The organism is Glycomyces sp. NPDC049804, from assembly GCF_040674615.1.
Lineage (GTDB): Bacteria > Actinomycetota > Actinomycetes > Mycobacteriales > Micromonosporaceae > Glycomyces > Glycomyces niveus.
Map to the genome: position 1 here is coordinate 247,631 of NZ_JBFAMQ010000001.1, position 25,922 is coordinate 273,552.

The window sequence follows — 25,922 nt, forward strand, 5'->3', positions numbered from 1 at the left end:
CCGGGAAGCGGTCTCGCGGGAGCGGTCCGGCAGGACCCTTTTGCATCGTTGTAGAATTTCGGCGGACAGAGGAGGTGCAGATGGCGGCGACCTTGCGCGATGTCGCGAAACTGGCGGGCGTCTCATTCAAGACCGTTTCGAACGTCATCAACGACTACCCGCACGTCCGCCCTGCCACCAGGGAGAAGGTCGAGCGCGCGATCGCCGAGCTCGGCTACAAGCCGAACCTGAACGCCCGGAGCCTGCGCTCCGGCCGCACCGACACCGTCGCGCTCGCCGTCCCCGAACTCAACCTGAGCTACTTCGCCGAGCTCGCCGGTATGGTCATCGCCGCCGCCGAGGAGTCCGGCCTCACCGTCGTCGTGGAGCAGACCGGCGGCGACCGCGACCGCGAACTCGCGCTGCTGCGCAGCCCCCGCCTGAGCATGACCGACGGCCTCATCCTCAGCCCCCTCGGCATGGGCCAGGAGGACGCCGAAGCGCTCGACGTGCCGTTCCCCCTGGTGCTCCTGGGCGAGCGGACCTTCGACTGGCCCTGCGACCACGTCACGATGCGCAACACCGAGGCCGCCCGCGCCGCCACCGAGTACCTGCTCGACTCGGGCCGCCGCCGCATCGCCGTCATCGGCGAGCACGAGGGCGAGGTCATGGGCTCGGCCCGGCTCCGCCTGCGCGGCTACCGCGAGGCGCTGGCCGCGCACGGCGTGCCGTACGACCCCGCGCTGGTGGTCCGGGCGACCCTGTGGCACCGCGCCGACGGCGCCCGCGCGATGCACGAGCTGCTCGACCGCGACGTGCCGTTCGACGCGGTCTTCGGCTTCAACGACACGATGGCGCTCGGCGCGATGCGCGTGCTCCAGGAGGCCGGCCGCCGCGTCCCCGAGGACGTGGCCGTGATCGGCTTCGACGACCTCGACGAGGCCGCCTACTCGATTCCCTCGCTCACCACAGTGGACCCCGGCCGGGAGTGGCTGGCGCGCACCGCGCTCGGGACGCTGCTCGAGCGCATCGCCGAGACCGGGCCGAAGCAGCCGCCGCGGACCGAGCTGGCGGACTTCACGATCGTCGAGCGCGAGTCCGCTCCGAGGAGCTGACGGCCGGGCGCGCCACGGCCCCGCCGACTTGAGCGCCGGAGCCGCCGCGGGGCCGAGCGACGGCCGCCGACCGAGCCGCGGGCGCGCGGCGGATCCGCTGCGTCGCCGTGCGAGCCGGGTTTCCGCGCCATCCGGGAGCGGCGGGGTCGCAGTGCCCCGCCGCTCCCGTCGGCCTGCTATTGGATGCCCTCTTTCACGAGCCGCCACTGCTGGCATGCGGCGCCGTTGGCGGTCCACTGCTGCACGATCGCGCCGTCAGCGGTGGAGCAGCCCGTGACCTCGAGCAGCTTGCCGCTGTTGGCGTTCGCGAACGTCCACCAGCCGCCGCTGGTCGCGGCGTTCCACGACTGCGTCGAGCTCCCGGTCGGGCCCCACTGGACCGCGTCCACCCCGTCGGCGGTCTGCGCCGAGGGGATCTCGAGGAGCTTGCCGCTGTTGCGGTTGGTCAGCTGCACGGTGGCGCCGCCGCTGACGGTCCACCGCTGGGTCGCGTTGTTCGTGTCGCCCCACTGGCCCGCGGCCGCGCCGTCGGTCGTCAAGGCGCTCAAGATCTCCAGGTACTTGCCGCTGTTGCGGTTCTGAAGCTGGAAGACCGGGGCCAGCGCCGTGCTCGAGTACAGGTGGATCGTGTCGAGCTCGGCGAAGTTGGTGCCCTTGGTGAAGCGGATCGTGTTGGTGCCGGCGTTGAGCGTGACCGTCTTCTGCGCCCACGCGTATCGACCCCAGTCCACAGTGGCCGGGTAGCTGATGGACGAGCCGCCGCCGCCGTTGACGCTCACCGAGTGGGTCGCGGTCGAGCCGAAGCCGTTGTCGTACCGGACGTTCATCGTGTAGGTCCCGGCGGTCGGCACGTTCACGGTGAACTGGACGTAGCTGCCGGCGTTGTTGATGTTGCCGACCTTGGAGCCGTTGGCGGCCTGCACATGCGCGACGGTCGAGACGTCGTTGAGGGTCGCGTTCTCCGCCTCGTACTGCTGGGCGTCGAGCGGGATCGAGCCCACGCGGATGTCGTTGAGGTCCGAGACGGTGTTCTCGACGTTCACGGCCTGATAGAGGGTCCGGCCGTCGGCGCTGTAGTCGATGCCCTGCGCGAAGCCGGAGAAGCTGCCGCCCTGGGTGTCGCTGGCGTCGTAGGTGACCGCCATCGGCAGCCGCTCCCACGGGCCTTCACCGAGGTTGTAGTTGACGTAGAAGTTCTGGCCGCCGTCGATGTTGCCGCTGCCGTCGAGCGACCACTTCGAGGCCACCACGACCATGCCCTTGGGGCCGCCGGTGGGCACCCACTTGACGTACGGCGAGGAGCCGATGCTGCGGCCGTTCGCGAGCTTGATCTGCGTGCCGATGCTGGTGGTCGTGCCCCAGTTGAGGCCGTCGGCCGAGATCTTGTAGTAGACCGGCGCGGTGTTCTGGGACTGGCTGGGGCGGTTGACGACCTCGAAGGTCGCCATGTAGCGGCCGTCGGGGAGCTTGGTCACGGTGATCATGCCGGGGCGGTCGCTCTGGTTGGTCGGCGCCGAGACGTTGACCAGCGAGCCCCAGGTCTTGCCGCCGTCGGTCGAGCGGCGGTAGGACACCGCCTGGAGGACCCCGTTCGCCTTCTGGCGCTCGTCGGAGAAGTACGCGGCGAGGCCGCCGTTGCCGTCGATCGCGAGCGAGGGCTCCCACACGGTGGTGGTGGTCGAGGAGGGCGTCGGGTCGTAGACGGCCGGACCGCCGGTGTCGATGGTGCTCAGGTAGCTCCAGCTGGTGCCCTGGTTGGTGCTCTTGTACACCACGAGGCGGCTGACCGATCGGTCCTCGGGCATGATCATGCCCGCGAGGAGGATGGTGCCCGCGGTGAGGTCGCCGGTGGTCTGGGTGACCTCGTAGAGGAACGGCTGGGCGGTGCGGGTGAAGGCCGGGAAGGTCGCGCTCGGGTTGACGTCGGCGACCTTGGTCCAGCTCGCGCCGTCGTTGGTGCTGCGGTAGATCGGATAGACCTGCACGCCGTTCTGGAGCACGAGCTGGTCGAAGGTGACCAGCTGCGTGCCGTTCGAGGCGCCGCTGTTCTTCAGCACGATGATCTTGGCGTAGGTGGTCCCGGCGGGGGCGCCGCCTTCGGGGTTGAACGAGGAGCCGGCGGCGGGCGCGTAGACGAGCGCGCCGTTGCCGGTGGTCACCGCCGCGGCGGGGGCGGGAGCCCAGCCGATCGAGGCGGCGACCACGGTGAGGAGGAAGGCCGCGGCGGCGAATATCGCGCCGCCGCGCTTGAGGCCGAGGAGTTGAGGGCTTCGCATGGGACTCCCAATCTTTACAACGTTGTATCATGCGTGCGGGACATCGTAAGACCATCAATGCCCGCTGGTCAAGCCCCTGCTCACGGATCTGATCACGGATTGGAAACGAAGTGGAAACGAACGGGGGGTCGCGTTGACAGGCGCGGCGGGGCGTGCGTACGATTCCCAGACTTACAACGTTGTACAAGACGGTTCCCCAGTACAGGACCCCCTCGACGTTGTAGGAATGCACACCACTCATCAGACAGCGCAGTCGCGTTGGGAGGGAACTGAACATGAAACGCAAGACGGTCCTCTTGGGCGGCGCCGGCGGCGCCGCGCTGGCGCTCCTCGGCTCCGCGTGCTCGAACGGCGAGACCGGCGGCCCGGCGACCCTGACCTTCTGGCACGGCTACACCGAGGCCGACGGCGACGTGCTCCAGGGCATCGTCGACGACTTCAACGCCTCGCAGAGCGACATCACGATCAACACCGAGGTCAAGACCTGGGCCAGCATCGACGACACCCTCCTGACGGCGCTGTCCGCCGGCGAGGGCCCCGACATCGTCGCCATGCCGGCCGAGCGCCTGCCGGTCTACGCCGACAAGGGCGCGTTCGCCGAGCTCACCGGCTTCTACGCCGACGACTCCTCGAACACGGCGAACCTCATCCCGGGCGCGGTCTCGATGATCGAGGTCGAGGGCACCAAGTACGGCGTCCCGACCGGCTTCGTGCCGCTGGCGGTCTACTACAACACCGCGCTCTTCGAGGCCGGCGGCGTGACCGACTTCCCGGGCACCTGGGACGAGTGGGTCGCCGCCGCCAAGCGGCTCACGATCGACGAGGACGGCGACGGCACCCCCGAGCAGTACGGGGTGGTCCTGCCCGACCACGCCACCGTCGCGAACGGCCTGTGGCCCTCGCTGTTCTACGGCAACGGCGGCGACATCGTCAAGGAGGAGGTGGACGCGGTCATCGACTCGCCCGAGAACGCCGCGACCCTCGAGTACTGGCGCAAGGCCATCGTGGACGACAAGATCTCGCCCACCGGCATCGACGGCGTCGGCGCCGACGAGCTGTTCGGCGCGGGCAAGGCCGCCATGACCATCGGCGGCCCGTGGATGGCCTCGATCGCCGCCGAGAACGGCATCGACTGCGCGATCGCGCCGATCCCGGCCGGTCCCGCCGCCCAGGCCGCCTCCGCCATCGGCGTCTCGATGGCCGTCACGGTCGACGCGGACGACAACGCCCGCGCCGCCGCCGAGAAGTTCTTCGCGTTCTTCCTCAACGACGAGAACGCCGCCGCCTGGTCTCTCGGCTCCGGCTGGCCGCCCCTGCGCACCGACGTCCCGGCCGAGGCCGTCAACTCCAACCCGGTCGTCGCCTCGCTCACCGAGATCGCCGACCTCGGGCGCCCGCTGCTCCCCGGCGTCGTCAACAGCGTCGACGTGCTCGCCGCCGTGGACGAGCTGACCCAGCGCGCCATCGCGGGCGAGGACATCGCCGGCCTGCTCGCCGAGGCGCAGGGCACCATCCAGAACGCGCTCGGCTAGCACCGGTCCTATCCGGACAGACCGGCGGGGACGCCGCCCCTCGGCGTCCCCGCCGTCCCAAGGGGAGTGAAGGAGACCATGACCACCGCACGACCGACGCGACACCGGTACCGGCCGCCAGCGCCGCTGGGCGGGCGCCGCCGCGCGACCGAGAGCCCGCTGCGCCGCGGCGCCACCGCCTTCGCGTTCCTCGCCCCGGCCCTGATCATCCTGGGCGCGTTCACCGTCTGGCCGATGCTCTCGGCCCTGCGGCTGTCCTTCACGGACGCCAGCGGCTTCGGCGAGCCCGAGTTCGTGGGCCTGGAGAACTACATCGGCGTCTTCACCGACCCCGACATCCTCAACGCCGTCACGAACACCGCGCTCTACACCGTGCTGTTCACCCCGCTCGCGGTCGTCGCCGCGCTCGGGCTGGCGCTGCTGCTCAACAACCCGCGCCTGCCCTTCCGCGGCTTCTTCCGCACCGCCCTGTTCGTGCCGTTCGTGGTCTCGTTCTCCGTGGCGGCCTTCGCCTGGAGCTACCTCGTGGACCCGCAGGTGGGGCTCCTCAACTACTGGCTGCGCGGGTTCGGCATCCAGATCGGCAACGTCCTCGAGGACCCGACCCTGGCCATGCCGATGGTCGTGCTCGTCGCCGTCTGGAAGCTCTTCGGCTTCTACTTCGTGATCTTCCTGGCGGGCCTGCAGGACATCCCGCCCTCGATCTACGAGGCCGCCCGCATGGACGGCGCCGGCGCCTTCTCGCGCCTGCGCAACGTCACCCTCCCGCTGCTGTCCAACACGATGGCGTTCGTGCTCATCTTCGCGATGATCGCCGCCCTCCAGGCCTTCGACCAGATCTACGTCATGACCGGCGGCGGCCCCTACGGCAGCACGCAGACCCTCGTCATGGAGATCTACGAGTCCGGTTTCCGCAAGCTCGACATCGGCTTCGCGTCAGCGCTGTCCTATGTGCTGCTCGCGGCGACGCTCGTGCTGAGCCTCGTGCAGTTCGTGTTCTTCGGCCGCAAAGAAAAGGACCTGGCATGAGCACCGCCCGCCGCTCCCTGCGCGACCTCAAGCCCTCCACTGTGCTCGCGACGCTCGCGTTCGTCGGCGTCACCGCCGTCGTGCTGCTGCCGATCGCGATCATCGTGCTCACCGCGTTCAAACCCGCGGCCGAGGTCAACGCCTACCCGCCGAGCCTGCTCCCGGACGACTGGACGCTCGCGAACCTCCAGACGGTCACCTCCGAGCTGCCGTTCGCGCGGCTCGTGGGCAACAGCTTCGTCTTCGCCGGCGGTGTCACGCTCTTCGCGCTCGTCTTCGACTCGCTCGCCGCGTACGCCTTGGCGCGCTTGGACTTCACCGGCCGGAAGGTCCTCCTCGTCGCCATCATCGCGACGCTGATGATCCCCTTCCAGGCCACGCTGATCCCGCTCTACCAGCTCGTGGCCGACCTCGGCTGGGTCAACACGTACACCGGGCTCATCGCGCCGCGCGCCGCCGACGCCTTCGGGATCTTCTTCCTGCGCCAGTTCTTCCTCGCGCTCCCCCGCGACATCGACCAGGCCGCGCGCATCGACGGCGCGGGGGAGTTCCGGATCTTCCGCTCCGTGGTGCTCCCCAACGCCGTCCCCGCCCTGCTCACCCTGGGGCTCTTCACCTTCGTCAACAACTGGAACGACCTGCTGTGGCCGCTGGTGTTCACCACCGACGCCGAGATGGGCACGATCACCTCCGGCCTGACGCAGCTCACCGGGCCCAGCGGCATCGTGCCCCACGGCGTGATGATGGCCGGCTCGCTCATCGCGATCCTCCCGCTCGTCATCGCGTTCCTCTTCATCCAGCGGCGCTTCATCGAGAACATCGCAACGACAGGACTCAAATGACCGGTTCACCCACTGGGCCCCTCGGCGACGCTCGCGGCGCCGCACAATGGCACAGCGACGGCGGCTTCCACTTCGCCGTAGGTGTCGAGGACACCTTCGTGCCCCAAGCCGGACCGGGCGAGCGGCCGATCGACGAGTACGAGCTCACCGAGCACTACGGGCGGTGGCACGACGACCTCGGCCTCGCCGTCGAGGCCGGCGCCGAACTGGTGCGCTGGGGGGTCCCCTGGCACCGCGTCCAGCCCGAACCCGGCCGCTGGGACTGGTCCTGGGTCGACCGCGTCATGGACCGGTACGCCGAACTGCACCTGCGGCCCATTGTGGACCTCATGCACTACGGCACGCCACTGTGGCTCGAGAACCAGTTCGCCAACCCCGACTACCCGAAGCTCGTCGCCGAATACTCAGCGGCCGTCGCGGAACGCTACGCGCACCTCGGCGTCGCCGACTACACGCCGGTCAACGAGCCCATGATCCACGCCCTGTTCTCCGGCGAATACGCCTACTGGCCCCCCTACCTCTCAGGGCCGCAGGGACTCACGACCATGGCCGGGCAGCTCGCGCGCGGCTTCGTGCTCGCCCAGCGCGCCATGGCCGACGTCCTCGGCGACCGCGCCGTCTTCGTCCACGTCGACGCCGGCATGCGCTACGTCGGCGACATCGACGCCCCCGAGCACCGCGACCACGCCGCCCGCCTCAAAGAGCAGGTCTTCCTCGTCGAAGACCTCGTCACCGGCCGCGTCGGCGCCGACCATCCACTTGCGCCCCACCTGCGCGCCAACGGGTTCGGCGACGACGACTTCGCGTGGTTCACCGAAGCGCCCGTGCACCCGGACGTCATGGGCGTCAACTACTACCCGCGACACTCCACCGAGGTCTTCGAAGCCGGGGTCTTCCACGGCGGCGGCTTCCGCGACCCCCGCCCGACCCGCGACGACGGCGTCGCCGGCATGAACGAGCTCATCCGCGAGGCCCACGCCCGGTACGGGGCGCCCGTGATGCTCACCGAGACGTGCGTGACCGGCTCGGTCAAAGAACGCATCGACTGGCTCGACGAATCCGTTGCGGCCCTGCACGACCTGCGCGCCGCCGGCGTCCCGGTCATCGGATACACGTGGTGGCCCCTGTTCGACATGTACGAGTGGACCTACCGCCATTCCGAGCTGCCGCGCGAGGCGCACCGGCTCACCATGGGGCTGTGGCGGCTCGAGGAGACCGCGACCGGCCTCGAGCGGGTCCGCACCGAGATCGTCGACCGCTTCCGGCGCCACGCGCTCGGCGGGTGACCGGCCCGGCGGGCCGGACGGACGGTGTCCACTTCCTGACACCGCACTTGCGAGGGCCGCTCGCGATGACGTAGCGTAGCGGCCGCAAACGAATAACCACCCACGGGAGTCCGATGCATCGGGCTGAGAGGGGACTGAGTAGTCCCGACCGTCGAACCTGATCCAGATCATGCTGGCGCAGGGAGAAGGAGCTATGCGCGCTACTCGTCTACCCCGGCTTCACGTCATCACCGACACCCGCGAGACCTTCGCGCCGCTCGCCGCCGTCGAGGCGGCACTGGCGGCCGGGGCGAAGCTCGTCCAGGTGCGTCCCGAGGACCACTACACCGACCGGGCCGCGTTCGACCTCGCCACCGCGATCGCCGCGCTCTGCGCCCAGTACGGCGCGTGGTGCCTGGTCAACGATCGCGTACACATCGCCGAAGCGATCGGCGCCGACGGCGTCCACCTCGGCGCGGACGACCTCCCTATCGACGCCGCCCGCCGCATCCTCCCCGCCGCCTCCATCATCGGCGGCACCGCCCGCGACCCCGAGTCGGCGCGCGCGGCCCGCCGCGCCGGGGCGACGTATCTCGGCGTCGGCCCGGTCTGGGGCACGACGACCAAGACCGGTCTGCCGCAACCGATCGGGCTCGAAGGCCTGGCCGCGGTGTGCGAGGCGGTCGACCTGCCGGTGATCGCGATCGGCGGCATCACGGCCGAACGGGCGAAGCGGTGCCGCGAGGCCGGAGCTCATGGCGTGGCGGTCGTCGGCGCGGTGTCGGGTGCCGCGGACCCGCAGGAGGCCACGGCGGAACTCCTTGCAGCCGTGGGGGAGAGCGCGACAACCTCTCGCGGCCGAAGCGACGCTGCCGGGGAACCGGACCGCCACGGCCCGGTCACAGGCGAGCGGCGTGCCCAGGGCGCCTTCGCGACCGGCACGCAGCCGAACACCGCGAGCCGGGCGCACGATCGGCTCAAAGGCTCGATCTCGCCCGATGCCGGCTCCCCGCGAGGGGCGGGCGAAGCCTGATGCGCATCGCCATCGTCGGCGCCGGCTCGATCGGGCTCGCCGTCGCGTGGCGGGCCGCCCAGTCCGGCGCCGAGGTCGTCGTGTACGACCCCGACCCTGGCTCGGGTGCCTCGCGCGTGGCCGCGGGCATGATCGCGCCCGTCACCGAATCCCACTACGGCGAGGAAGCCCTCGGCCCGTTCATGGCCGCCTCGGCCGACGCCTGGCCCGGCTTCGCGCGCGAACTCGAAGCGGCCTCCGGCCTCGATGTCGGTTTCCGCGACGTGCCGACGCTCGTGGTCGGCGTCGAGGACGGCGACCGCGCCGAAGTCGACCGCCAGACCGAGCTCTACCGCTTCACCGCAAGGAACGTCGAACCGCTCACCGCGCGCGCCGCCCGCAAGGTCGAGCCGCTGCTCAGCCACAGGGTGCGCGGCGGCGTGCTCGCGCCGGAGGACCGCGCGGTCGATCCGCGGGCAGTGCATGACGCACTGCTGATCGCGGCCCAGCGCGCCGGCGTCGAACTGCGGGCCGAGTCGGTTGGAGACCTCGTCGCGCTCGACGCCGACCAAGTGGTCATCGCGGCCGGATGCGGGTCGGCGAACTTCTCCGGTGCAGGCGCGAGTGCTCTTGCGGGCACCGAACCCGGTGACACAGGTACCCCCGGGCGAGGCACTCGCGTGAGCGGCGCTGAGCTCGAGTCGCGCGCCGCGATCGCGAGCGGCGCCTTCTCCGAAGCAGGCGGCGAGCACTCGAGAACCGCGGAGCGCAGCGACCGCGGAACCGTCGCTGAGGCGCGCGGCCGGAACCCGGTGGCTGCTGCGGCGCGCGTCGGCGGTTCCGGCGATCCCGATATCGGGTGGTCGCTGCCTGTGCGGCCGGTGCGCGGGGCCGTGTTGCGGCTGCGGGCGGTCGGCGGCCAGCCGCTGCCGCGGACTACCGTGCGCGGCTTCGTGAAAGGCCACCCGATCTACATCGTGACCCGCGAGAGCGGGGAGGTCGTGGTGGGCGCGTCGAGCGACGAGCGCGGGTTCGACCGGCGCACCGGCACCGCCGGTGTCGTGCACGATCTGCTGCGGCGGGCGATCGAGCTCGTGCCCGAGATCGCGGAATACCACCTCGACGAAGTGAGCGTCGGATTCCGGCCCGGCACCCCTGACAACCTGCCGCTCATCGGCCGCCTTGACGCCCGCACGATCGCCGCGACCGGCCACTACCGCAACGGCATCGCACTGATCCCGGCCACGGCCAGCGCGGTCGCCGCACTGCTCGCCGGGGATGAGCAAGCGGTCCCGGCGGCCTTCGACCCGCGGCGGTTCGAGGGCGGGGGCCGTCCCTCAGGGTCGCGATTCGCGAGCGCCCCCGAATCCAGGATGGCAGAAGGGTCCGACACCGTCGGGGCATCCGGCCCTGAGCATGGCAGCGGCGAGGACGCGCCGATTCCGTTGGAGGGCGCGGGCCGGCCCTCCGGGTCGCGATTGGCGAGCGCCCCCGATTCCATGGTGCCCGAGGGGTCTGACACCGCCGAGGCTCGCGAGCCCGGGTCGGACCGTGGCCTGGCTGCGCGGTTCGAGGGCGTGCGCCGGCCGTCTGGGTCGCGATTGGCGAGCGCCCCCGATTCCATGGTGCCTTCGGGGTCTGACACGGCCGGGGCTCCGGGGTCCGGGTCGGGCAGTGACCTGTCCGCGCGGTTCGAGGGCGCGGGTCGTCCCTCTGGGTCGCGATTGGCGAGCGCCCCTGAATCCATGGTGCCCGCGAGGTCTGACACTGCCGGGGGCTCCAGGCTCGAGCGCGGGCTCGCAGTGACCGATGACATTTCCACTCAGGAGGCCGACTCATGAGCATCGAAGTCAATGGCGAAGCGCGCGAAGGCATCGCCACCATCACTGACGCCGTTGCGGCCGTCACCAGCGCGCGGCGCGGCATTGCCGTCGCCCTGAACGGGGAAGTCGTGCCGCGGTCGGAATGGGACCGGCCGCTCGCCGACGGAGACGCCGTCGAAGTGCTCACCGCGACTCAAGGAGGCTGACATGGACCAGCGCATCACATCCGACGCCGATCTGAAGATCGCCGACAAGACCTTCACCTCGCGCCTCATCCTCGGCACCGGCGGCGCCGCCAATCACGCGCAACTCGCCGAGGCGATCACCGCCTCCGGGACCGAGCTCGTCACCGTCGCGCTCCGCCGAGTCGACCCCGCGGCCACGGGCTCCATTCTGGATGTCATCGAGCAGTGCGGCGTCGAGCTCCTCCCCAACACAGCCGGATGCTTCACCGCCGAACAAGCCGTGCGCACCGCCAAACTCGCCCGCGAGGCCTTCGGCACGAACTGGATCAAACTCGAGGTGATCGGTGACGAGGACACCCTCCTCCCCGACTCCGTCGAACTCCTCGACGCCGCCGAGACCCTTGTCGCCGACGGCTTCACCGTCCTCCCGTACACCAGCGACGACCCCGTGCTCGCCCGCCGCCTCGAAGACGCCGGATGCGCCGCGGTCATGCCCCTCGCCGCGCCCATCGGCACCGGCCTCGGCGTGCGCAACCCGCACAACCTCGCGCTGATCTGCGAACACGCCGACGTCCCGGTCATCTGCGACGCCGGCATCGGCACCGCCTCCGACGCCGCGCTCGCCATGGAGCTCGGCTGCTCGGCCGTGCTCCTCGCCACCGCCGTCACCCGCGCGGCCGACCCCGCGCTCATGGCCGCCGCCATGCGCGACGCCGTGAACGCCGGCCGCGCCGCCCGCCTGGCCGGGCGCATCCCCAAGCGCCACTTGGCGAACGCGTCCTCGAGCTTCGAAGGGATGGCCGACCTGTGAAGCGCCGCCATCCGCAACCGCCGGTCGCCTTGACGATCGCGGGCTCCGACTCGGGCGGCGGCGCCGGCGTCCAGGCCGACCTGCATACCTTCGCCGCCCACGACGTGCACGGCACGAGCGCCGTCACCGCGATCACCGCCCAGAACACCCGCGGCGTCACCGCCGCCGAAGGCGTCTCGCCCGGTCTCGTCCGGGCGCAGCTCGACGCCGTGCTGAGCGACTTCTCGGTGGCCGCGGTGAAGACCGGGATGCTCGGCAGCACCGAGATGCTCGCCCTCGTCGCCGAATACGGCCAGGCCGACCGGCTCCCGAACCTCGTGGTCGACCCGGTCATGGTCACCAGCAGCGGCGACCCGCTCTACGACGGCGACCCCGCCGCCTACCTCGGCGAGCTCGGGCCGCTCGCGACCGTCCTGACGCCCAACCTGATCGAGGCCCGGCAACTGCTCGGCCGGGAGGTCGAGGACCTCGCGGACATGCGCGAGGCGGCGCGGGCGCTGGCGACCTTCGGGCCGCGTGCGGTCCTCGTCAAGGGCGGCCATCTCGAGGCGGTCGCCTCGGGGGAGGCGGCGGCAGTGGTCGACGTGCTGTGGTGCGACGGCCACATGGTCGACCTGCGGATGCCGCGGGTCGAGACGCGCAACAGCCACGGCACCGGCTGCACGCTGGCGGCCGCGATCGCGGCCCGGCTCGCGCTGGAGCACCCGCTGGTGCAGGCGATCGGCGGCGCGAAGGCGTATGTGGCCGATGCGCTGCAGGCCGCCGCCGACTGGCGGCTCGGCTCCGGCCCCGGTCCGATCGACCACCATCACGCCCGCAAGCACACGGTCCTGTGAGCGGGGGCCGCATGGGTCGGTGCTCGCGATCGGTGGCCTCGCGTGCAGGCGCTGGTGCCGGAGCCGGTGCCGATGCGCGGCGGCCGCCGCGCATCGGGCGTCGTTGCGGGGCGGGCTCCCGCTCTGGCTCCGATGCCGCCGCGAGCGGGTTCGTCGTGAGTCGGGGTCGCGTTCGCGATCGCCCCGAATCCGATGGTGCCCGCGGGGTCTGACAGTTTTCGCGCCGCCGGATCGGCCGGCCGGCGCTTGCGTCGCCGGTCTCGCCGGTGGGCGCGTTCTCCGCGCTCCCGGCTCGACCGGCGGGCGCGTGCACGGTTTCGAGAGTTCTCAGGAGACAGCATGAACGCCAGAAGCAAGGTCTACGTCGAAGGGCCGCGGCCCGACATCCAGGTGCCGTTCACTCAGGTCGAGCTGAGCGGCGGCGAGGAGCCGATCCGGCTCTACGACACCTCCGGCCCCGGCTCCGACCCCGAGGTCGGGCTGCCGAAGCTGCGCGAGGTGTGGATCGCCGAGCGCCGCGACGCCGCGACCAGCAGGATCGAGCACGGCGGCGCCGAGCTCGACTGCCCCACCCAGCTGCACTACGCCAAGCAGGGCATCGTCACCCCCGAGATGGCGTACGTCGCCGTCCGCGAGGGCCTCGACGCCGAGTTCGTGCGCGCCGAGATCGCCGCGGGCCGCGCGATCCTGCCCGCGAACGTCAACCACCCCGAGACCGAGCCGATGATCATCGGCAAGAACTTCCTCACCAAGATCAACGCGAACATCGGCACCTCCGCGGTCTCCGACTCCGTCGCCGCCGAGGTCGAGAAGCTCACCTGGGCCACCAAGTGGGGCGCGGACACCGTGATGGACCTCTCCACCGGCAAGCACATCCACGAGACCCGCGAGCACATCATGCGGAACTCCCCGGTCCCGATCGGCACCGTCCCGCTCTACCAGGCCCTCGAGAAGGTCAACGGCGACCCGGTGAAGCTCACCTGGGAGGTCTACCGCGACACCATCATCGAGCAGGCCGAGCAGGGCGTCGACTACATGACGGTCCACGCCGGGGTCCTCCTGCGCTACGTCCCGCTCGCCGCCCAGCGCGTCACCGGCATCGTCTCGCGCGGCGGCTCGATCATGGCCGCCTGGTGCCTGGCCCACCACGAGGAGAACTTCCTCTACACGCACTACCGCGAGCTGTGCGAGATCTTCGCGAAGTACGACATCGCCTTCTCCCTCGGCGACGGCCTGCGCCCCGGCTCGATCGCCGACGCCAACGACGAGGCCCAGTTCGCCGAGCTCCGCACCCTCGGTGAGCTCACCCACATCGCGTGGGAGTACGACGTCCAGGTCATGGTCGAGGGCCCCGGCCACGTCCCGATGCACAAGATCAAGGAGAACGTCGACCTCCAGCAGGAGATCTGCGGCGAGGCTCCGTTCTACACGCTCGGCCCGCTCACCACCGACGTCGCGCCCGCCTACGACCACATCACCTCCGCGATCGGCGCGGCCATGATCGGCTGGTTCGGCACCGCGATGCTCTGCTACGTCACCCCCAAGGAGCACCTGGGGCTGCCGAACCGGGAGGACGTCAAGGACGGCGTGATCGCCTACAAGATCGCCGCGCACGCCGCCGACCTGGCCAAAGGCCACCCGAAGGCCCAGGAATGGGACGACGCGCTCTCCAAGGCCCGCTTCGAGTTCCGCTGGCAGGACCAGTTCAACCTCTCGCTCGACCCCGACAGGGCCCGCGAGTACCACGACGAGACCCTGCCCGCCGAGCCCGCGAAGACCGCGCACTTCTGCTCGATGTGCGGCCCGAAGTTCTGCTCGATGAAGATCAGCCAGGAGCTGAAGGAGTACGCGGCGAAGGGCATGGCCGAGAAGAGCGACGAGTTCGCCGCCCAGGGCAACCGCGTGTACCTGCCGCTCGCCGCCGCCGACGGATCGTGACCCTGTTTCCCGCAGGATCCATGATCCGGCGGGCGCGCCGCGCGCTGTAGCCGAGGTCACGGCGGCCGCCTTCAGGGCGGCCGCCACCACCACGTAGACTAGGCAGCTGTTGTTCGAGTGCATCCGCGCGAGGCCCCTCCGGGCCGCACCGCCGAAGCACTGTCCAACGAATCCCACACCGGCCGCGCAGCGGCGGGTGCGCCGCTTCAGGCTGAGTCGATTTACGGCTCGCAAGCTTCGCCGAGGCCGGGGATTCAGGCGGTCCCGCCCTCAGCTGCGGGATTCGTTCCACACCGACAACGAAAGCTAGGTAAACCTGTGCGCACGTACAGCCCTAAGCCGGGTGACATTGACCCGCAGTGGCTCGTGATCGACGCGACCGACGTGGTGTTGGGCCGGCTCGCGACGCACGCTGCCGATCTGCTCCGAGGCAAGCACAAGCCGACCTTCGCGCCGAACGCGGACACCGGTGACTACGTCATCATCGTGAACGCCGAGAAGGTCGTCCTGACCCGGAACAAGCTCCAGACCAAGAAGGCCTACCGCCACTCCGGCTTCCCGGGCGGTCTCAAGGAGAAGTCGTACGCCGACTTCATGGAGAAGGCCCCCCACAAGGTCGTCGAGAAGGCCGTCTTCGGCATGCTGCCGAAGAACAAGCTCGGCCGCGCCGTGTCCAAGAAGCTGAAGGTCTACGCGGGCCCCGGCCACCCGCACACCGCCCAGCAGCCGAAGCCGTACGAGATCAAGAAGATCGCGCAGTAGGCGCGGGCGGAACAGGAGCATCCACATGAGTGACGAGATCCAGGCCACCGAGGCCACCGAAGCCGCCGAGGTCGTCGAGACCGAGGCCCCCGAGGCCGTCGAGGCCCCCGTCGAGATCCCCGAGGTCCCCGCCGACGTCGCCGCCGCGCCGTCCGTGCCGAGCATCCCGGTGGTCCCCGCCGACCGCGCGATCCAGACCGTGGGCCGCCGCAAGCGCGCCATCGCCCGCGTCCGCCTGGTCGCCGGCACCGGCAAGTACGTCGTCAACGGCAAGACCCTCGAGGACTACTTCCCGAGCAAGGTCCACCAGCAGACCGTGGCCGAGCCCTTCGTGACCGTCGAGGCCGGCGACAACTTCGACGTCCTGGTGAACATCCACGGCGGCGGCGCCACCGGCCAGGCCGGCGCGCTCCGCCTCGGCATCGCCCGGGCCCTGGTCGAGATCGACCCGAACACCCGCCCGGCCCTCAAGGCCGCCGGGTTCCTGACCCGCGACGCCCGCGAGAAGGAATCGAAGAAGTACGGCCTCAAGAAGGCCCGCAAGGCACCGCAGTACTCGAAGCGCTAGCGCGCCCGCCCCGGCCGCAGGGCGGCCCGCCATCCGCGGGTTTGCACGGCCGGGGGAACACGCTAGTCTGCACAAGCGACGGGGCTGCCGAGGAGGACATCCTCGGCGGCCCCCGTTTTTTTATGCCACAACGATGGGAAGCCACACTGTGTCACGACTGTTCGGCACCGACGGCGTACGGGGGCGGGCGAACGCCGACCTCACGCCCGACCTGGCACTCCGCCTCAACATCGCGGCCGCGCGCGTCCTCGGCGCCACCGACCGCCGCGCCGTCGCCGTCATCGGCCGCGACCCCCGCGCCTCCGGCGAGATGCTCGCCGCAGCCAGCGCCGCCGGGCTCGCCGCGGCGGGCGTGAAAGTCATCGACCTGGGCATCCTTCCCACGCCCGCGGTCGCGCACCTGACGGCCCTGACCGGCGCCGACTTCGGCGTCATGGTCTCGGCCTCGCACAATCCCATGCCGGACAACGGCATCAAGTTCTTCGCGGCCGGCGGCCGCAAGCTCCCCGACGAGGTCGAGGACGCCATCGAGGCGGCCATGGGCGACCCCGCGCCGCTGCCGCAAGGCGACGGCGTGGGCCGCATCGTCCGCTCGGTCGACCCCGTCGAGTCGTATATCGAGCACCTGGTCGCGGCCGTGCCGCACCCGCTGAACGGCCTGAAGGTCGTGCTCGACCCCGCGAACGGCGCCGCCACCGGCGCGGCCCCCGAGGCCCTGCGCCGGGCGGGCGCCGAAGTCGTCCTCATCAATGCGGACCCCGACGGGCTCAACATCAACGAGAACTGCGGGTCGACGCACATGGACGGCCTGCGCGCGGCCGTCGTCGAGCACGGCGCGCACGCCGGCATCGCGCTCGACGGCGACGCCGACCGCTGCCTCGCGGTCGACGCGGACGGCAACGACGTCGACGGCGACGCGATCATGGCGATCCTGGCGATCGCCATGCGCGAGGCCGGGCAGCTGCGCGGCGACACGCTCGTCACCACCGTCATGAGCAACCTCGGCCTGCACCAGGCCATGGGCACGGCCGGGATCAAGCTCGAGGTCACCGGGGTCGGCGACCGGTACGTGCTCGAGCGCCTCGCGGAAGGCGGGTACTCGCTCGGCGGCGAGCAGTCGGGGCACATCATCGTCTCCGACCACGCCACCACCGGCGACGGGACGCTCACCGCGATCCTGCTGCTGGCGCGGATGGCCGCCACGGGCAGGTCCCTCGCCGACCTCGCCTCGGTGTTCACCCCCGCGCCGCAGGTGCTCGTGAACGTGCGGGTGACGGACAAGTCCGTGATCGACCATGCCGACGTGCGCAGCGCGGTCGCGCTGTGGCAGTCGAAGCTCGGCGCCGACGGCCGGGTTCTGTTGCGCCCCTCCGGTACCGAGCCGCTGGTGCGCGTCATGGTCGAGGCCTCCGAGGAGCCGGTGGCGCAGACCGTCGCGGCCGAGCTCGTTGCGGTCGTCGAGCACGCGATGGGCTGATTCCGACCATATTTCTGAGCAGCGGGAGGGCACTCGAGCGGTGCCCTCCCGCTGGCATAGATGCACTAAGCTCACGCTCTATGAGCAACCCAATCGTCTGGATCCTGATCCTCCTGTTGCTGATCGGCCTGATCCTGGTCTTCATCGCCATCGGCGGTCGCAACAAACTGGTGCGGATGCGCAACATCACCCAGGAGTCTTGGGCGCAGATCGATGTCGAGCTCCAGCGCCGGTACGACCTGCTGGACAACCTGATGTACGTCGTGCAGCAGGCCGCGGGCTCCGAGAACGCCACGCTGCGGCAGGTCGCCGAGGCGCGCGCCATGGCCATGCAGACCCGGCAGGACCCGAACGCCGGCCACGCCCAGCAGGGCCAGGCCGAAGGCCAGCTCGGGAACGCCATCCGCGGCGTGATCCACATGCAGGAGGCCTACCCCGCCCTGCAGACCAACCAGAACTTCCTCCAGCTCCAGCAGGAGATCACCGAGACCGAGAACCGCATCGCGGCCCCGCGCCGGTTCTACAACGCGAACGTGCGCGAGTACAACACCGCACTGCAGGTCTTCCCCGGTTCGATCTCCGCGAAGATGGGCGGGTTCAAGCCCGAGGAGTACTTCGAGCTCGACAACCCGGCCGCCCGCACGGCTCCGAAGATGCGCGACATGGGCCAGCCCGCCTACATGCAGCAGCCCCCGGCCCAGCAGCAGATGCCGCCGCAGCCCGCGCCCGGCCAGATGCCGTACGGCCAGCCGCAGCAGGTCGGCTACCAGCAGCAGCCCCAGCCCGGCTACGGGCAGCCCGCCCCGCAGCCCGGCTACGGGCAGCAGCCCCCGCCCGGTTACGGCGCCCCGCAGCCCGGCCACGGCCAGCCCGCGCCGCAGCCCGGCTACCCGCAGCAGCCCCAGCAGCCGCAGCAGCCCGGTTACGGCCAGCCGCCCTACGGCCGCTAGCCCGCGGTCCGGTCCCCCGCTCTCGGCGACGCTTGCGAGCCGTAAGCTAGCCAGCCCGTAAGAAGGAATCACCCCAGTGAACGAGACACTGCTCGCCTCGAGCAGCAGTAGCGACATGCCCTGGTGGGCTTGGGTACTGTGCCTCGTCGTGGTCGGCGTCGGCGCGTACTTCGCCTGGCGCGCACGGCAGAAGAAGATCGCGATGTACCGGGCCTGGGCGGCCCAGTACGGCTTCCACTACGAGCCCGGCGACAACTCGGTGACCGGCCTCTCGACCGAGGCGCCGTTCAACGAGGGCCACTCCCGCAAGGGCATCGACGTCTTCCGCGGCATGTACAAGAACGTGCACATCGTGTTCTTCCAGTACCGGTACACGACCGGCCACGGCAAGGAGTCGCAGACGCACAACCACCAGGTGGTCGCGATCGGCCTGCCCACGGCGCGGCCGCTGCTGGACATCGGCCAGGAGAACTTCCTGACCAAGCGCTTCGCGAAGGACATCGACTTCGAGAACCAGGCGTTCAACGACTTCTTCCGGATCAAGTCCCCGAACCGGCGGTTCGCGTACGACGTGATCCACGCCCGCACCATGGAGTGGATGCTGCAGGACCAGCGCGCCCGCTCCTACCCGTGGCGCTTCGAGGGGCCGTGGCTCATGACCTTCCGGTCGGGCGCGCTCAAGCTCGAAGAGGTCTTCTTCTACGCGGACTTCCTCATCGACGTCCTCGCCCAGGTGCCCCGGCACGTCTGGTCGAACAACTAGCAGCCCCGGGGGCCGCGTCGCACGACGCGGCCCTTTCCCGTCGGCACCGCAAGGAGGGCGCCATGTCGACCGCGGCCGCGGTGTTCGGCACGATCCTCTTCCCGACGCTGTGCCTCGCCGTGCCCGGCGGGATCGTGGCGCTGGTGATCGTGCTCGGCCGCCGGGCCCGACAGCGCCGCATCGCACAGTGCGCGGCCTGGGCGGCCCACCACCGCTTCCAGTACTGGCCGGAGGACCCGTCGGCACTGGGCATCACGCGGCGGCCGCCGTTCGCCGCGGGGCATTCGCACCGGGCGCTCGACGTCTTCCGGGGCACGTTCAAAGGGCGGCACCTGCATTTCTTCCACTACCGGTTCAAGACCGGCAGCGGCAAGGAGGAGCGGACGCACGACTACCAGCTCGTGGCGATCGACCTCCCGGCCTTGCGGCCGGTGCTCGACGTGAGCCACGAGAACTTCCTGACCCGCCGGTTCGACAAGGACATCGCCTTCGAGAACCAGGCGTTCAACGACAAGTTCAAGATCGCGTCCCCCAGCCCTCGGTTCGCCTACGACGTGATCCACCCGCGCACTATGGAGTGGATGCTCGCCGACCCCCGGGCGCACGTGATCCGGTGGCGCTTCGAGGGCGCGTGGCTGATGACGTTCCGCAAGGGCGGCTTGGCGCTCGATGAGGCGTTCTACTACGCGGACTTCCTCCACCAGGTGCTCGCCCAGGTGCCCGCGCACGTCTGGTCGGAGGAGTGAGGACCCCAGCGGAGGCCGACGGCGCTCCGGGCCCCGACTGCTAGAATGGCTGCGCGCGGGCCGCCGATAGCGGGCGCTGCCCGCGATGGCCCGTGGTGTAATTGGCAACACTACTGATTTTGGTTCAGTCATTTCAGGTTCGAGTCCTGGCGGGCCAGCCGGATCCCCTCTCAGCGCATCTCCTCGAAGACCGCGGCGAAGCCCGATTCCGCCGCTCCGATGAGGGCGCCTTCGTCGCCCAGGACCGGTGTGCGCAGCCGCAGTCGCGAACGCAGGTGGGGGAGGGTCGTCTCCGCGAGCGCCGAGCGGACCGGGGCGGCGGTCGAGAGGTACAGCTCGCGGAGCCAGCCGCCGAACAGGATCTCGTCAGGGCCCGTCGCCGTCACGACCGCGCCCAGGGCCCGGCCGAGATCCTCTCCCGAGCGGCGCAGCCGGTCCCGGGCCGCGGCGTCGCCCATGCCCGCCGCGAGCGTCGCGTCCTCGATGCCGTCGGCGAGGCCGAAGGCCTCCATCTCCGCGTCCAGGCACCCCCGCAGGCCGCACACGCATTCGCGGCCGCCGGGCTCGACCACGATGTGCCCCAACTGGATCGAGCCGCCGCGCTGCGCGCGGCCCTCGATCACGAGACCGGCCGTCAGGCCCCGGCCGCCGTGCAGGTAGAGGAGCTTGCGGGCCTCGCCCGCGTCGCCGCGCGACCATTCGCCGACCGCCGCGGCCGTCGCCGTGTCGACCACCCGCCACTCCCGGCCCGTCGCCGCCTTCAGCTCGGCGGCCGCGTCACGGTCGATCCAGCCCAGCTCCGTCGAGTGCGCGACCGCGCCCTCGTCGACCAGGCCCGGCACCGAGGCCACCGCCGCGGCCGAGGCCGTCCCGCCGATGATCACCGCGACCGCCTCGATCGGATCGGCGCCCTCCTCGAGCGCCGACTCCGACCGCTCCAGCACTTCCCCGCCGAGCCCCACCAGCGCGAACCGCAACCGGTCCGCGCGGATCTCCACCGCCGCGACCGTGATCGACCGCGGCACGCACGCCACGAGCGTCGAGGGCCGACCGGCCGAACCGGTCGACTGCCCCGTCGTCTCCTGGAGATGCCCCGACTCGGCCAGGTCGGTCGCCAGCGCGCCGATCGTGGACCGGTTGAGCTCCAACGCTTCCGTGAGCGCGGCGCGGGTCTGGGGGCCGTGCCGGTGGAGCTGTTCGAGCAGTGCCGCGCGGTTGCGCCGCCGCAGCTCCACCGCCGGGGGCAGGGCCACCGGTCAGTGCCTGCCGAAGAGCTTGCCCCGGCCCCGGGACATGGCGTCGACGCCCGCCGCGAGCAGCAGCACCGCGCCGGTGACGCCGAACCGCACCCCGGCACTCAGCCCCATCAGGCCCATGCCGTTGTTGATGATCGCCACCACCGCTCCTCCCAGCAGGGCGGCCCGCACCGTGCCCTTGCCACCGAAGAGGCTAGCACCGCCGATCACAGCAGCCCCTACAGAAAGCAGCAGCACATTGGACCCGCCCGTGTTGGGGTCGACCGAGGCCGCGCGCGACGCCGCCACGATGCCGCCGATCGCGGCCATGCCCGAGCAGATGACGAACGCCGCGATGCGCACCCGGTCGACGTTCACGCCCGCGCGCACCGCCGCCTCCCGGTTCCCGCCGACCGCGTACAGGTGCCGCCCGAACCTGGTGCGGTGCAACACGAACGTCCACACCGCGAACAGCGCCCCGAGGATCACGATCACCACCGGCACCCCGGTGAGCGAGATGATCTGCGGGTTCGCCGAGCGCTCCAGGTTGAGCAGGAACACCGTCGCCGTCAGCAGCGCCCCCAGCGCCGCGATGCGCGCGACCACGACCGCGAGCGGCTCGTGCACGAGCGACCGCGCCACCCGCCGCCGCCACCGGTTCAGCTGCAGCCCGGCGTACGCGGCGATCGTGAGCACCAGCAGCGTCCAGCCCTGCCAGCGCTCGAGGTTCCCGCCCGCGACGGCCTTCACCGTCTCGTCGTGGATCGTGATGTTGCTGCCCTCCTCGAGGATCATGAGCACGATCCCCTGGAACGCCAGGAACGCCGCGAGCGTCACGACGAACGACGGGATGCCGAGCTTCACCACCAGCGTCCCCAGCAGCAGCCCGATCACCACGCCGGTGGCGATCGCCGCGCCGATCGCGAGCGGCCACGGCATCCCCCAGTCCGTGAGGATCACCGCCATGATCGCCGCGCACACGCCCGACGCGAACCCCGCCGACAGGTCGATCTCCCCGATGACGAGCACGAACACGAGCCCCATCGCGATGCACGCGACGGCCGCGCCCTGACCGAACAGGTTCGCGAGGTTCCCCACCGAGAGGAACACCGGCTGCGAGATCCCGAAGAACACGCACAGCGCGATGATCCCGGCGACGGCCGGCAGCGCCCCGACCTCGCCCGAGCGCACCTCCGCCCAGTACCCCTTCACATGGTCGGCGACCGCGCGCACCGCGCTCGGCTCCGTCCCGGCCTCCGGCCGGGTCTCTACCTGCGTGCTCACGACCGGGCTCCATTCGTGTCGGCGCCGAGCCCGAGGGAACCGGACCGGCCGCTGGTGATGAGTTCGACCACCTGCGACTGCGTGGCGTCGGCGGCGTCGAGCACGGCCGCCATGCGGCCCAGGTAGAGCGCGGCGATCCGGTCGGCGACGGCGAACACGTCGTTCAGGTTGTGGGAGATGTAGAGGACGGCCAGGCCCTGGTCGGCTAGGCGCCGGATGAGTTCGAGCACCTGGCGGGTCTGGGCGACGCCGAGCGCGGCGGTCGGCTCGTCGAGGATCACCAGGCGCGAGTTCCACAGGACCGCTTTGGCGATGGCGACGGTCTGGCGCTGTCCGCCGGAGAGGCTCGCGACGGGCTGGCGCAGGTTCCTGATGGTGCGCACCGCGAGCGAGGAGAGCGTCTCGGCGGCGAGCTGCTCCATGGCGTCGTCGTCGAGGACGAGGCCGCGGCGCTGCTCCCGGCCGAGGAACAGGTTCTCGACGACGTCGAGGTTGTCGCACAGCGCGAGGTCCTGGTAGACGACCTCGATGCCGAGGGCCGCGGCGTCGCGCGGCCCGGAGATGGTGCGGGCCTCGCCGTCGACGGCGATGGCGCCGCCGTCGATGCCGTGGATGCCCGCCACGCATTTGACCAGTGTGGACTTGCCGGCGCCGTTGTCGCCGACGAGGGCGCAGACCTCTCCGGCGTCGATCGCGAGATCGACGTCGGAGAGGACTTCAACCGGTCCGAAGCGCTTCGAGAGTCCGGTGAGTTCGAGCAGCACGTAGGGCCCCTATCCGATGCCGTGCTCGGTGCAGAGCGCCGCGTACTCGCCGGCGCACAGCTCGGCCGGGTCGGCGAAGCCGTCGTCGACGACGACCTGGATGTTCTCGATGGTGATGGCGACGGGCTCGAGGAGCACGGAGGCGACCTCGGCCCCGCTGACGGGGTCGGTGACGCTGGCGTCGGTCGTCGGCTGCTCGCCGTTGGCGAGGGCCACGGCGAGTTCGGCGGCGGCGTTGGCCTCCTGCTCGATCGCCTTGTAGACGGTCATGCACTGGTCGCCGGTGAGGATGTTCTGCAGGCCCTGGATGGTGGCGTCCTGACCGGTGACGGGCACGGTGCCGTTGAGGTTGTTGCGCTCGAGGACGGTGATGACCGCGTGCGCGAGGCCGTCGTTGGCGGCGAGCACGCCGTCGACCTGGGTGCCGGTGTCGGTGAGCATCTGCTCGAAGAGCGTGCCGCCCTGGGCGTTGTCCCAGTCGGGCACCCACTCGTCCGGGCCCTTCTCGAAGGTCCCGTCGGCGTACAGCGGGTCGAGGATCGAGTCGTAGCCGGCCTTGAACAGGGTCGCGTTGTTGTCGGTGGGGGAGCCGTTGAGTTCGGCGATGAGCGGCTTCTCGGCGCCTTCGAGGCATCCGACGAGGCCTTCGCCCTGGAGGACGCCGACCTGCTCGTTGTCGAAGCTCACGTAGTAGTCGGCGCCGCCGTCCTCGGTGAGCCGGTCGTAGTCGATGGTGGCCACGCCCTGGGACTTGGCCTTCTCGATGACGGTCTTTCCGGTGCCGGAGTCGAGGTTCACGGTGACGAGGACGTCGGCGCCCTTAGTGAGCATCTGGTCGGCGATGGTCTGGAAGTCCTCGCGGCTGCCCTGGGCGTTCTGGATGTCGTAGTCGACGCCGGCGGCCTTGAAGGCGGCTTCGAGGTATTTGCGGTCGGCGGTCTCCCACCGGTCAGAGGACGCGGAGTCGGGGAGGATGACGCCGATGAGCGGCTTGTCGTCGCTGCCACCGCCGCCGTCCTGCCCGCAGGCGGTGAGGGTCAGGGCGAGCACCGCGCCGGCGGCGGCGGCGATCGCGAGTCGTGGTTTGGAGCTGCTGGGAAGGTGCATGAGAGGTGCCTCCGAGGTTTGTTGTTGTCTGCAACATATGATGAGTGACGCAGCTCGCACAAGTATCGGGGCGATGGAGAACGTGTTCCATTCGTAACGATTCGGTGACGACGCGGGTCCCCGGGTCGAGCCGTTCGCCACGCGGCCACCGACTACGATGGCCCATCATGAGCAGTGAGCGTTCGGCGATCATCCTGGCCGCTGGCCTGGGCACCCGCATGAAGTCCTCCAAACCGAAGGTCCTGCACGAAGTGCTCGGCCGCTCCCTGGTGGGCCACGTCCTCCGCAGCGTCAAGGCCGTCGGCCCGCAGCGCCAGATCGTGGTCGTCGGCGCCGCCGCCGACCAGGTGCGCGCCCACCTCGCCGAGGTCGCCCCCGAGGCCACCACGGTCTTCCAGGACAAGCAGCTCGGCACCGGCCACGCCGTGCAGGTCGCGATGGACGCCAACCCCGACCTCACCGGCACGGTGATCGTCGCGTTCGGCGACGCGCCGCTGCTGCGCTCGACCTCGATCGCCGAACTCGTGGAGGTCCACGAGAAGAAGGGCAACGCCGTCACGGTCCTCACCGCCGTCGTCGACGACCCCACCGGCCTCGGCCGCATCGTGCGCGACAACGAGGGCAACGTCCTGCGCAACGTCGAGCACCGCGATGCCGACGCCGACGAGCTCGCCATCCGCGAGATCAACTCCGGCACCTTCGCCGTCGACGCCCAGATCCTGCGCGAGCAGCTCTCGCGCCTGAGCACCGCCAACGACCAGGGCGAGTACTACCTCACCGACATCATCGAGCTCGCCCGCGAGGCCGGCCACGCCGTCGGCGCGGTCGTCGTCGACGACCCGACCGAGACCCTGGGCTGCAACGACCGCGCCCAGCTCGCCGACCTCCGCCGCATCCTCCAGGGCCGCATCAACACCGAGCTGATGAAGTCCGGCGTCACCATGGACGACCCGGCGACGACCTGGATCGACGCCACCGCCAAGGTCGCCCCCGACGTCCACCTCCACCCGAACGTGCAGCTCAAAGGCGCCACCGCCGTCGACTCCGGGGCCGAGATCGGCCCCGACACGACGCTGACGGACACCATCGTCGGCGCCGACGCCGTCGTCGTCCGCTCGCACGCCGACCAGTCGCACATCAGCGAAGGCGCCCACGTCGGCCCGTTCGCGCACCTGCGCCCGGCCTCGAAGCTCGCCGAGAACGCCAAGATCGGCGCGTTCGTCGAGACCAAGAACGCCGAGATCGGCGCCGGTGCCAAGGCCGCGCACCTCGCCTACCTCGGCGACGTCACCGTGGGCGCCGAGGCCAACATCGGCTGCGGCGTCATCGTCGTCAACTACGACGGCGTCCAGAAGCACCGCACCGAGATCGGCGAAGGCGCCTTCATCGGCTGCGACGCCGTGCTCGTCTCGCCGGTCGACATCGGCGCCGGCGCGTACGTGGCCGCCGGCTCGACCATCGTCAAGGACGTCGCGCCCGGCGACCTCGCCGTGGCCCGCGCCCGCCAGACCGCCATCGGAGACTGGGTGGCGCGCAAGCGCCCCGGCACCGTCTCCGACAAGGCAGCCAGGCGTGCGAAGGGTGAGGCGGGAGTGTCGGAAGCGTGACGGGACACTAAACGAC

General features: G+C 70.7%; 22 protein-coding genes, 1 tRNA gene, 1 pseudogene and 1 riboswitch. Of the genes and pseudogenes, 19 read left to right on the forward strand and 5 right to left on the reverse strand.

Annotated features, from left to right (window positions below; genetic code table 11):
- Positions 1-80 precede the first annotated feature (80 nt).
- On the forward strand, positions 81-1,094 hold the full coding sequence (locus tag AB0K52_RS01145) for a LacI family DNA-binding transcriptional regulator (RefSeq protein WP_363524388.1): 1,014 nt from the start codon (positions 81-83) through the stop codon (positions 1,092-1,094).
- 176 nt (positions 1,095-1,270) lie between these two features.
- Here the strand turns inward: AB0K52_RS01145 and AB0K52_RS01150 are convergent, their stop codons facing one another.
- Complete coding sequence (locus AB0K52_RS01150) at positions 1,271-3,370, reverse strand: RICIN domain-containing protein (RefSeq protein WP_363524391.1); 2,100 nt, start codon at positions 3,368-3,370, stop codon at positions 1,271-1,273.
- A gap of 275 nt (positions 3,371-3,645) precedes the next feature.
- Between AB0K52_RS01150 and AB0K52_RS01155 the strand changes: the two genes are divergently transcribed.
- The 17 genes and pseudogenes from AB0K52_RS01155 (at position 3,646) to AB0K52_RS01235 (ending at position 20,067) form a co-directional block, all read left to right on the forward strand.
- Positions 3,646-4,902, forward strand: a complete 1,257-nt coding sequence (locus AB0K52_RS01155; RefSeq protein WP_363524394.1) for an extracellular solute-binding protein — start codon at positions 3,646-3,648, stop codon at positions 4,900-4,902.
- A gap of 78 nt (positions 4,903-4,980) precedes the next feature.
- The gene (locus AB0K52_RS01160; protein WP_363524397.1) at positions 4,981-5,931 is read left to right on the forward strand and encodes a sugar ABC transporter permease; all 951 of its coding nucleotides are present in this window, start codon (positions 4,981-4,983) and stop codon (positions 5,929-5,931) included.
- Positions 5,928-6,773, forward strand: a complete 846-nt coding sequence (locus AB0K52_RS01165) for a carbohydrate ABC transporter permease (protein WP_363524399.1) — start codon at positions 5,928-5,930, stop codon at positions 6,771-6,773. Before AB0K52_RS01160 ends, AB0K52_RS01165 begins: the two co-directional genes overlap by 4 nt.
- Positions 6,770-8,059: a family 1 glycosylhydrolase gene (locus AB0K52_RS01170; protein WP_363524402.1), complete on the forward strand. Its 1,290-nt coding sequence runs from the start codon at positions 6,770-6,772 to the stop codon at positions 8,057-8,059. The genes AB0K52_RS01165 and AB0K52_RS01170 overlap by 4 nt, the downstream gene beginning before the upstream one ends.
- Before the next feature lie 92 nt (positions 8,060-8,151).
- A riboswitch (TPP riboswitch) is annotated at positions 8,152-8,262 on the forward strand.
- A pseudogene (thiE, locus tag AB0K52_RS01175) lies at positions 8,253-8,870 on the forward strand (thiamine phosphate synthase); the annotation flags it as partial. Its footprint overlaps the riboswitch before it by 10 nt.
- Before the next feature lie 200 nt (positions 8,871-9,070).
- Positions 9,071-10,891 carry an FAD-dependent oxidoreductase gene (locus AB0K52_RS01180; protein WP_363524405.1) on the forward strand — a complete coding sequence of 607 codons (1,821 nt, stop codon included), beginning with the start codon at positions 9,071-9,073 and terminating at the stop codon, positions 10,889-10,891.
- Complete coding sequence (gene thiS / locus AB0K52_RS01185) at positions 10,888-11,079, forward strand: sulfur carrier protein ThiS (RefSeq protein ID WP_208495361.1); 192 nt, start codon at positions 10,888-10,890, stop codon at positions 11,077-11,079. Before AB0K52_RS01180 ends, thiS begins: the two co-directional genes overlap by 4 nt.
- 1 nt (position 11,080) lies before the next feature.
- Positions 11,081-11,869, forward strand: a complete 789-nt coding sequence (locus AB0K52_RS01190; RefSeq protein WP_363524408.1) for a thiazole synthase — start codon at positions 11,081-11,083, stop codon at positions 11,867-11,869.
- Positions 11,866-12,705: a bifunctional hydroxymethylpyrimidine kinase/phosphomethylpyrimidine kinase gene (thiD, locus tag AB0K52_RS01195; protein ID WP_363524410.1), complete on the forward strand. Its 840-nt coding sequence runs from the start codon at positions 11,866-11,868 to the stop codon at positions 12,703-12,705. Before AB0K52_RS01190 ends, thiD begins: the two co-directional genes overlap by 4 nt.
- 339 nt (positions 12,706-13,044) lie before the next feature.
- Entirely contained in the window at positions 13,045-14,643 is a 1,599-nt protein-coding gene (gene thiC, locus AB0K52_RS01200; protein WP_363524413.1) for a phosphomethylpyrimidine synthase ThiC, read from the forward strand.
- Between the two features lie 318 nt (positions 14,644-14,961).
- Positions 14,962-15,405, forward strand: a complete 444-nt coding sequence (gene rplM / locus AB0K52_RS01205) for a 50S ribosomal protein L13 (RefSeq protein WP_208495357.1) — start codon at positions 14,962-14,964, stop codon at positions 15,403-15,405.
- 25 nt (positions 15,406-15,430) lie between these two features.
- Positions 15,431-15,973 (forward strand): 30S ribosomal protein S9, encoded by a 543-nt coding sequence (rpsI, locus tag AB0K52_RS01210; protein WP_208495356.1) that lies wholly within the window; start codon positions 15,431-15,433, stop codon positions 15,971-15,973.
- A 148-nt stretch (positions 15,974-16,121) separates the two neighbouring features.
- Positions 16,122-17,450: a phosphoglucosamine mutase gene (glmM, locus tag AB0K52_RS01215; RefSeq protein WP_363524417.1), complete on the forward strand. Its 1,329-nt coding sequence runs from the start codon at positions 16,122-16,124 to the stop codon at positions 17,448-17,450.
- An 80-nt stretch (positions 17,451-17,530) separates the two neighbouring features.
- Positions 17,531-18,400, forward strand: coding sequence for a LemA family protein (locus AB0K52_RS01220; protein WP_363524419.1), 870 nt, complete (start codon positions 17,531-17,533; stop codon positions 18,398-18,400).
- Between the two features lie 76 nt (positions 18,401-18,476).
- Entirely contained in the window at positions 18,477-19,163 is a 687-nt protein-coding gene (locus tag AB0K52_RS01225; RefSeq protein WP_363524422.1) for a hypothetical protein, read from the forward strand.
- 62 nt (positions 19,164-19,225) lie between these two features.
- Positions 19,226-19,909: a hypothetical protein gene (locus AB0K52_RS01230; RefSeq protein WP_363524425.1), complete on the forward strand. Its 684-nt coding sequence runs from the start codon at positions 19,226-19,228 to the stop codon at positions 19,907-19,909.
- 86 nt (positions 19,910-19,995) lie between these two features.
- Positions 19,996-20,067 (forward strand) — tRNA-Gln (locus AB0K52_RS01235).
- A gap of 12 nt (positions 20,068-20,079) precedes the next feature.
- Here AB0K52_RS01235 and AB0K52_RS01240 read toward each other — a convergent pair.
- Genes AB0K52_RS01240 through AB0K52_RS01255 form a run of 4 tightly spaced genes read right to left on the reverse strand, consistent with a single transcriptional unit; the run spans position 20,080 to position 24,299 of the window.
- Positions 20,080-21,162 (reverse strand): ROK family protein, encoded by a 1,083-nt coding sequence (locus AB0K52_RS01240; protein WP_363524427.1) that lies wholly within the window; start codon positions 21,160-21,162, stop codon positions 20,080-20,082.
- Between the two features lie 3 nt (positions 21,163-21,165).
- Entirely contained in the window at positions 21,166-22,428 is a 1,263-nt protein-coding gene (locus AB0K52_RS01245) for an ABC transporter permease (protein WP_363524430.1), read from the reverse strand.
- On the reverse strand, positions 22,425-23,192 hold the full coding sequence (locus AB0K52_RS01250) for an ATP-binding cassette domain-containing protein (RefSeq protein ID WP_363524433.1): 768 nt from the start codon (positions 23,190-23,192) through the stop codon (positions 22,425-22,427). Before AB0K52_RS01250 ends, AB0K52_RS01245 begins: the two co-directional genes overlap by 4 nt.
- Positions 23,193-23,201: 9 nt before the next feature.
- Positions 23,202-24,299, reverse strand: a complete 1,098-nt coding sequence (locus tag AB0K52_RS01255) for a substrate-binding domain-containing protein (protein WP_363524435.1) — start codon at positions 24,297-24,299, stop codon at positions 23,202-23,204.
- Between the two features lie 167 nt (positions 24,300-24,466).
- On the opposite strand from AB0K52_RS01255, the gene glmU reads away from it, so the two are divergent.
- Positions 24,467-25,906, forward strand: coding sequence for a bifunctional UDP-N-acetylglucosamine diphosphorylase/glucosamine-1-phosphate N-acetyltransferase GlmU (gene glmU, locus AB0K52_RS01260; RefSeq protein ID WP_363524438.1), 1,440 nt, complete (start codon positions 24,467-24,469; stop codon positions 25,904-25,906).
- The last annotated feature ends 16 nt before the right edge of the window (positions 25,907-25,922 follow it).

Coding starts and splice junctions, on each gene's coding strand:
- AB0K52_RS01145 (WP_363524388.1), top strand. CDS start 81: ATGGCGGCGACCTTGCGCGATGTCGCGAAACTGGCGGGCGTCTCATTC.
- AB0K52_RS01150 (WP_363524391.1), bottom strand. CDS start 3,370: ATGCGAAGCCCTCAACTCCTCGGCCTCAAGCGCGGCGGCGCGATATTC.
- AB0K52_RS01155 (WP_363524394.1), top strand. CDS start 3,646: ATGAAACGCAAGACGGTCCTCTTGGGCGGCGCCGGCGGCGCCGCGCTG.
- AB0K52_RS01160 (WP_363524397.1), top strand. CDS start 4,981: ATGACCACCGCACGACCGACGCGACACCGGTACCGGCCGCCAGCGCCG.
- AB0K52_RS01165 (WP_363524399.1), top strand. CDS start 5,928: ATGAGCACCGCCCGCCGCTCCCTGCGCGACCTCAAGCCCTCCACTGTG.
- AB0K52_RS01170 (WP_363524402.1), top strand. CDS start 6,770: ATGACCGGTTCACCCACTGGGCCCCTCGGCGACGCTCGCGGCGCCGCA.
- AB0K52_RS01180 (WP_363524405.1), top strand. CDS start 9,071: ATGCGCATCGCCATCGTCGGCGCCGGCTCGATCGGGCTCGCCGTCGCG.
- thiS (WP_208495361.1), top strand. CDS start 10,888: ATGAGCATCGAAGTCAATGGCGAAGCGCGCGAAGGCATCGCCACCATC.
- AB0K52_RS01190 (WP_363524408.1), top strand. CDS start 11,081: ATGGACCAGCGCATCACATCCGACGCCGATCTGAAGATCGCCGACAAG.
- thiC (WP_363524413.1), top strand. CDS start 13,045: ATGAACGCCAGAAGCAAGGTCTACGTCGAAGGGCCGCGGCCCGACATC.
- rpsI (WP_208495356.1), top strand. CDS start 15,431: ATGAGTGACGAGATCCAGGCCACCGAGGCCACCGAAGCCGCCGAGGTC.
- AB0K52_RS01220 (WP_363524419.1), top strand. CDS start 17,531: ATGAGCAACCCAATCGTCTGGATCCTGATCCTCCTGTTGCTGATCGGC.
- AB0K52_RS01230 (WP_363524425.1), top strand. CDS start 19,226: ATGTCGACCGCGGCCGCGGTGTTCGGCACGATCCTCTTCCCGACGCTG.
- AB0K52_RS01255 (WP_363524435.1), bottom strand. CDS start 24,299: ATGCACCTTCCCAGCAGCTCCAAACCACGACTCGCGATCGCCGCCGCC.
- glmU (WP_363524438.1), top strand. CDS start 24,467: ATGAGCAGTGAGCGTTCGGCGATCATCCTGGCCGCTGGCCTGGGCACC.